At 54.9% G+C, this 6,806-nt stretch carries 10 protein-coding genes; all 10 read left to right on the top strand.

Annotated features, from left to right (window positions below):
- Positions 1-1,650, top strand: a 1,650-nt coding sequence (locus PG899_RS23575) for a replication endonuclease (RefSeq protein WP_270697781.1), incomplete at its 5' end; no start/stop codon positions are given.
- A gap of 63 nt (positions 1,651-1,713) precedes the next feature.
- Positions 1,714-2,001 (top strand): hypothetical protein, encoded by a 288-nt coding sequence (locus tag PG899_RS23570; protein WP_077098254.1) that lies wholly within the window; start codon positions 1,714-1,716, stop codon positions 1,999-2,001.
- Positions 2,002-2,004: 3 nt separating this feature from the next.
- Positions 2,005-2,253, top strand: a complete 249-nt coding sequence (locus PG899_RS23565) for a hypothetical protein (RefSeq protein ID WP_077098252.1) — start codon at positions 2,005-2,007, stop codon at positions 2,251-2,253.
- Between the two features lie 10 nt (positions 2,254-2,263).
- A complete protein-coding gene (locus tag PG899_RS23560; RefSeq protein WP_019841175.1) occupies positions 2,264-2,476 on the top strand; it encodes a hypothetical protein in 213 nt (70 codons plus the stop codon).
- A gap of 171 nt (positions 2,477-2,647) precedes the next feature.
- Positions 2,648-4,114: a hypothetical protein gene (locus PG899_RS23555; protein ID WP_190284289.1), complete on the top strand. Its 1,467-nt coding sequence runs from the start codon at positions 2,648-2,650 to the stop codon at positions 4,112-4,114.
- Between the two features lie 5 nt (positions 4,115-4,119).
- Positions 4,120-4,446: a hypothetical protein gene (locus PG899_RS23550; RefSeq protein ID WP_077098249.1), complete on the top strand. Its 327-nt coding sequence runs from the start codon at positions 4,120-4,122 to the stop codon at positions 4,444-4,446.
- An 11-nt stretch (positions 4,447-4,457) separates the two neighbouring features.
- On the top strand, positions 4,458-5,603 hold the full coding sequence (locus tag PG899_RS23545) for a zonular occludens toxin domain-containing protein (RefSeq protein WP_077098246.1): 1,146 nt from the start codon (positions 4,458-4,460) through the stop codon (positions 5,601-5,603).
- Between the two features lie 118 nt (positions 5,604-5,721).
- On the top strand, positions 5,722-5,922 hold the full coding sequence (locus tag PG899_RS23540; protein WP_077098244.1) for a hypothetical protein: 201 nt from the start codon (positions 5,722-5,724) through the stop codon (positions 5,920-5,922).
- Positions 5,923-5,971: 49 nt separating this feature from the next.
- On the top strand, positions 5,972-6,268 hold the full coding sequence (locus tag PG899_RS23535) for a hypothetical protein (protein WP_143239039.1): 297 nt from the start codon (positions 5,972-5,974) through the stop codon (positions 6,266-6,268).
- Positions 6,269-6,281: 13 nt separating this feature from the next.
- Complete coding sequence (locus PG899_RS23530; protein WP_143239038.1) at positions 6,282-6,515, top strand: hypothetical protein; 234 nt, start codon at positions 6,282-6,284, stop codon at positions 6,513-6,515.
- Positions 6,516-6,806: the final 291 nt, after the last annotated feature.

Genomic DNA, 6,806 nt, shown 5'->3' with positions numbered 1-6,806 from the left:
GGGGATGACCAGTTTGTTGATACCTTTGCCCAGCGGTTCGCTGACCATACCGGCAAGCTGGTTTCTACTCGGGCTCACGTGGTTGCTCTGCAACTCGTTGTTGAACTGGCTCACCATTACGGCCTGCGTCCTGTGGATACAATCACCGAGGAGCAGGCGCTTGACCCCTATCCGACGCTCAATCGCTGGGCCGATATGGCTTGGGTTCGGTGTCGTATTCGTCGTGTTTCAGCTAGCCGTCTGTACGATACCGCCCGAGAGTACTCCCTTATCAGCGGTCGACTGGCGCCGTATACAACTGATCTCTCTGTTGCTCGCCGCGCCTTTCGTCGTGCCAGAAATGACGAGACTCTTGCGGCTTTGGTTGCGCACAATTCAGAGGATGTTTTTGACGCGGTAGGCATGAAAGACGCCGTAGACGCCAGCGTCAGCAACCTCAAGAACCGCCGTGCCGAGCTCATGGCCCGCCTGTCCGGCTTCTCCAAATGCGCCAAGGAGCAAGGCCATCACGCCATCTTCCTGACGTTCACAACCCCGAGCCGGTTCCACTCTGTTCACCGTAACGGAAATCAAAACCAGAACTGGCTGGAAGCCGGCAAGCCCTCAGTCCGGGATGCCCAGCAATGGCTGGTCAAGACCTTCAACAACATCCGCAAGAAGGCCGACAAAGAGGGCATCAAGCCGTATGGCTTCCGCTTTGCAGAACCGCATCACGACGGCACCCCGCACTGGCACGCCGTGCTGTTCATGACGCTGGCTGACATCAAGACCTATATCAAGATCTGCCGTCACTACATGCTGGCCGATTCAGGCAATGAGCCAGGTGCGCGTCAGCACCGCTTCAAGGTCGTATTCATCGACCCGCGCAAGGGTGACGCTGTGGCGTACTGCTCCAAGTACGTGGCCAAGAACATCGACGGCTTTGCGGTTGGCAATGACCACGAAGCCGGTAAACGTGCCAAGTCCATTGAAACCGCTGCCCGCGTGGATGCATGGAAATCTGATAACAGAATTCGACAGTTCCAGCAGCTCGGCGGCCCGTCCGTACAGGCATGGCGCGAGTTTCGCCGTGTTCGTGAACCCCTTGAACAGGATAACCAGATGCTTCAAGACCTCACCCCCGAGCAGCATTTCGCGCTCGAGAACGTCCGTATGGCCGCCAACGCCGGGGACTGGCAAGCCTTCTGCTGCGCCATGGGCGGTGTGCAGGTTCGTCGCAATGACCAGACCGTGCGGGTCTCCTACGGCATCCCCGAAGCCATGCAGATGCTCTGTGATGAAGACGGCGTCCTCAAGCACAAGCCGCGTGGCCGCACCCAGTTCGGCGACATGGCATCCGACCGCCCCATGGGGTTGATGTTCTCGCAGGTCTTCATCCTGACTCGCGCCAAAGACTGGCTTATCACCTCGAAAGAGAAGTGGGAAGCCGCTTGCCAGAAAACCATGGAAGGCATCAACGAACAGTTTGAAGTGCTCAAGGCCGAGAAGGCTTACGCCTTCATGGAGTACGAAGAATTTGAGCAGATGCGCTTACACGCGATATGCGACCACGAGTCTCGTGTGTGGCTGCTCTATCCCGACACCGAGCGCCTCGCGGGGCCCCCTCTGGGGTGCGAGCCGCACGGCGGCGGCTTGGACCCGTGTCATTAAGTGTCGTGGTTTTTAAATCCCATCAAACCGGAGAAACGAAAAATGGAAATCACTGGAATCATCATGGACGAAGCAGACGTCATCCTGAGCACCCGCAAACGCAACGGGCAGGACGTCAAGGTTGGTAACGTCAAGTTCACCACCACCAAGCCTACGGCGGTTATCGACGTCGCTCTGAGCGAGGAACAGGTTGCAGCCAACCAGCACGGCGAATTGCGTGGCATGGTCGGCAGCAAAATCACCCTGCAGATCGAGTACGTCGACAATTCCTATGCCGGTGAAGGCGGTCAGCACAAGAGTTTCAACGGGTTCCGTCTGTTCGCCCTCCCGAACAACGTCAAGAAGGCGTAACCCATGCGCTGCGTCCAGGTCACTGCTGATGGGTTCCTGCAAGCCGTCGATACGGCGGTTTCGCAGTGCCAAGGTACGTACTTGGTCGAGCCCCAAGACCTTGCCACGATGGCCGCATGGTTAGACCCAGCAACCATCGGTGGGCAAGCAACCCTCGTCGCAATGTGCGGCGGGACGTTCTCGGCAATCATCACCGTCTATTTCATGGCGTGGGGATATGCCAAGGCGTCATCCATCGTAAGAATGAGATAAGGAATATCACATGAAAAAAATGACCATCATTGCCGCCATGCTGCTGTCTGCTGGCGCTGCTCAAGCTGCCGACGGTTTTGACATCACCGGCCCTCAAGCCGCCATTTTGGCGATCATCGTCGCGCTGGGTACCTTCCTGGCCACGGTGGGGGTGGCCAAGGTGTCGCTGAACGGGGGTATCTGGGGTTGGAAGAAAATCTCTTCCATGGTGTCGAGCCGTTAAGGTCAAGCAACTGGGGCGGCTTCGGCCGCCCTTTCTTCTTATAGGGGGCTCCCATGATTTGGGCACCAATAATGGTTATTCTAGGGATGGTATTAGCGTATGCGGTCATTGAAGGGTTTAAGGGCCGTTGATATATTCCGGCTCCTCCGATACATATTGAACCCGTTCAGGTTGCTGAAATGGTTCTTTTATTTCTTCTTCCTAAGCCTTGTGGTGTCATTTCTCACCATGTCTCTTTCGCATGCGGCTGAATGGGTTACATCGCCCACTGCTTATAAAGGTTCTTGCAAATACGCCACCACTACTTATGGTTCTGATTGGACTCCGACTCAATGCACAACTTTCTATCAGAATCTTTTAAAGTCTCAAAAACCTGATAATACTGTTACTTTTGTTCAGAACTGGGCGGCAAGTGGTTCTGGTGCATCTTCCTTCCAATGGACTTTTAAATCATGCACACCCGCAAACTCTTGCTCACAGACTGCGCTTGTTCTTAATACGCAGGGTGGCCCCACTGCTTATTGCCCGCCTGATGGTAATCCCGATTTTCTAGTTGGTCCTGTAGTGACTAAAGATGGCACTGTTTGTCAGAAAAAACCTTTGACATGTCTGACTGGTTCTATTCTCGAAACCAACGTCATCACCGGTAAAGAGTTCTGCCGCCCATATTGCCACGGCATTGCCGGTAACACGCTTGGCGCTCCAGGCGCACTCGTTACATTCTTCTCGGGCAATATTGGCTCGTCACAGCTTTCCTGTTATGGCCAGTGCTCCGTGGTGTCCGTTGGTGCGTCGATTAACTCCTTGCAGAATCCGAACGTCTATCAGGGCGTTATCAAGTTCACAGGGCAGAACTGTCCGCTTCAAGTCAGTGGCGAGGATGGCAACGAAACGGTCTCTGGTAACGTTGATGGGCCTACTACGTCACAGGGCACGGCTAACGCTCAGACCCAGCTCCAGAACGCCGCCAGCAGCGCTACGGCGAACCCGATACAGCCATCAACCGGCACGGCCAATCTGAATAATGTGGTCGACAAGATAGCCGAAGTCGGTAATGCCCAAATCAAGGCCAGTGCGCAGCAGAGCGCAGCAACCGGCAAGGTGATTGAGGGGGTAGGGCGAGACATTCAGGCGGCTATCAAGGACTCGGCGTCCGTGGGCAACGCTGGGGCCAGTATCGGCCAGATGCAGACCGCCAACGCCATCAAGGACGGCAACGCCTCGCTCGGTGATAAGCTGGACGCGATCAAGGATGCCATCGAGAAGCAGGACGAAGGGGAGGATTTCCCGCCAGTGGCAACCACCATTGATGCAGACCCGGCGACCATCAATGAGAACCCCAACAACTGGGCGGAACGTAATTACGCGACCGTCTTGCAGAACCATGCGAATAAGATGAAAGAGCTTCCGTTATATTCAGGTGTGAGCGGCTTCTTTCATGTGAACGTGAATGGCGGCAAGTGCCCAGAATTCACCCTTGATATTCCAACGGCAAATTTGCCCGGTGTCGGCTCATTCGGTGGCGGCCAAGTTCAATATTCGTTTTGTGAAACAAACATGGATGTCATTCTGCGCATAATCAAGAGCGTGGTAATTGTTGTATCGACATTCTTCGCAGTCAGATACGCACTGGAGTAAATATCATGTTGGGCGAATTCACTAATTGGCTTTGGGAAATAATAAACAGCTTTGCGCAATGGATATTGTCGATTGTTTTGGCAATCATCCAGTTCGTGAACGATTTCCTGCTGAATACGTTAGAGTTAATACTTGCGGCGATGCGTACCGTTATTGGCATGATACCCATGCCTGATATATTGGCATATAGCCTCAATGACTTATTCTTGGGGCTGCCTGACCAAGTGATGTATTTCCTCGACAAGACCGGATTTTCCTATTCGGTAGCGGTGTTCAGTTCGGCGTTTCTGTTCCGGATTGTGCGCAAGTTCGCGACCCTCTTCCAGTGGTAAGGTGACTGGTCATGTTTATCTTCCACGAGGGTATGCCGGGCTCCGGCAAGAGTTACGAGGCGCTGGTCTTCGTCATCATACCCGCGCTCAAACTGGGCAGGCGTGTCAGGGCGCGTATCAATGGCCTGAACCATGCTCAGATTGCCGCGCTGGCCGAGATACCGGAGGACGTTTGCCGTGATCTGCTGATAGAGATGACGGATGACGAAGTGCTGCGGGTTCATGAGGTAGCCCAAGACAAAGAGCTGATTGTTGTCGACGAAATTCACAAGTATTGGCGGGCAGCCCAGCGCCGCATGGCAGACGACATCACCGACTTTATCTCGGAGCACCGGCACCGCGGTATCGACATCATTGGCATGGGGCAGAACCTCAACGACCTGCACTCCATTTGGCGATTCCGCTGCAACCGCAAGCTGACGTTCATGAAGCTGGACGCCATCGGGCAAGAGAACCGGTACTCATGGACATCCTACAACGGCTCGCTCATCTCAAGCGGCAGGCGCACCCAGGTGGAGTTCACCAAGGTGCAATCTGGTATCCGATCATACGAAACCAAGTATTTCGGCTCCTACGCCTCGACCACCGCCGACGACAACAACATGGGGACGTATTCCGATGACCGGGCGAACGTTCTCAAGGGGTGGAAATTCCGGATTGGCATGCCGCTGGCTGGGATCTCTCTGGTGGCATCCTGCATCGGCATGTACTTCATCATGACCGGATTCAGCGACCCGGTTGTTGAGAAACCGGAGTCTCCGAAGCAAGAGCAAGTCGAGCCTGGAACGCCGCAGAACGGTACGCCGGATGGTGCGGCTCCCAAGCCCAAATCCAGACCCAAGCCGCAGGGCGATTTCTTTCTTGATTCGGTGGGGGAGAACCGTATCGCCTTGACCTATCTCCTCACCGTGGACGGCAACCTCGTCGACTTCAACGTGGAGGTCTGGGACAAGTCGGACAACGTTCTCGAAGTCTGGAGACAGGTCGACCTGCTGGATCTTGGCTGGACTCTCACTCTCAAGCCCTCCGGTGTCCTGGCCGAGAAGGGCGATACCAAGATGCTGTTTCGGGAACGGAACGCCAAGCCGCGTGTCTCCTCTCCGGACCGGAGTGAAATCCCGACCGAAGTCGCCAAGGCAAGCACCGATGTATTCTGATGCGCGAGCAATTGCATGAGCGAATTTGATCGTCTCCACGTTTGAATTTAGTGAGCGAAATTCAGTGTGTTTGCCTACAATGAATGATGTAAACGGAATTCAAAAAGGAGAGGGGAAAATGGTGAAGGTCAATTTCGAGTACGCCAGCGGAATACTGGAGGGGTTTTGCTCTGAGACAGGGAATGATTTCTCTTGGTTCAAGGGAGACACGCGGGTTGATGTGAGTAACGAAGGCGCGGATATCGCCGAATTGCCAGTCCCAGAAGGCTTTACAGTGGTTCAGGTCAAGAAACTGATCAGGGAGTCTTTCTATGTCTAGGGGCGGGGTTCGAGAAGGCGCCGGACGACCCAAGGGAGAGGCCACGACCATGGTGCGCGTCCCCGAAGGGTGTTTGGAACAGGTGAGGGCAGTGATAACCGATCACAGAAATCATGTGGATCGTCCTGCTGGCGGCGGGTTGGTTTATGACTGGCAGCCCCTCACACAACGCCCAGAGCCAGGGCGCAAGATCGTGGTCTGGCATGCCGCTGAATTTCAGTTCGCCGAGCACTCGGTCAATTCGGAGTGGCTGTTACGTCAGATCGATATGAAGAAAATCAAGCACGTTACAGCTTGGTGCTATCAGCACCCTATAACGCCACCCAGCTTTGACACCAAGAGGTGAAATGATGCCAATCATGGACTTAACCAAAGCATTTGCCGTGCTGGTCTTCTTGGGCCTGCTGCTTGGTGCCCATCAGTTCGGATACCCGATCACCACGTGGTACTTCATTTTCGTGGTGGTTGTATCGCTGCCCTTGGGTTGGGCGCTCTTGTTGGGGGTTGCCTGTATCGCCGGGTGGAGTGAAGATCGTGCCCGTGCCAGACGTCGTGCCAAGGCCGCAGCTCGCAAGCTGGCTGATGGTCAATGAGTCAGGGCGAAGCCCTATAAGGCGGCTCACAGATGCCGATTGTCGTGACGTCGGTGAGCCCGCCGAAACTTCTTTGGAATGCTGCTGTGAGGTGGAAACCTCCCATTCCTGCAAAACCGGCAGTTGAGGCGATCAGAACCAGATGCCGGTGAGCGCCGCAGCGCCCGCAAATGCTCAACAGGGCAACCCATTATCTCTGATGCCGATAAAGCTAGTTATCGGCATAACGCTCTGCGCCGGCAGCCTCTCGATGCGCTGGCCACGATAGATTGTCCCGTCACCGCGCATAAT

Source organism: Aeromonas sp. QDB39, from assembly GCF_027707585.1.
GTDB lineage: Bacteria > Pseudomonadota > Gammaproteobacteria > Enterobacterales > Aeromonadaceae > Aeromonas > Aeromonas hydrophila.
Note: the sequence above shows the minus strand (reverse complement) of the source record. Positions and strands in the feature narration are given on the sequence as shown.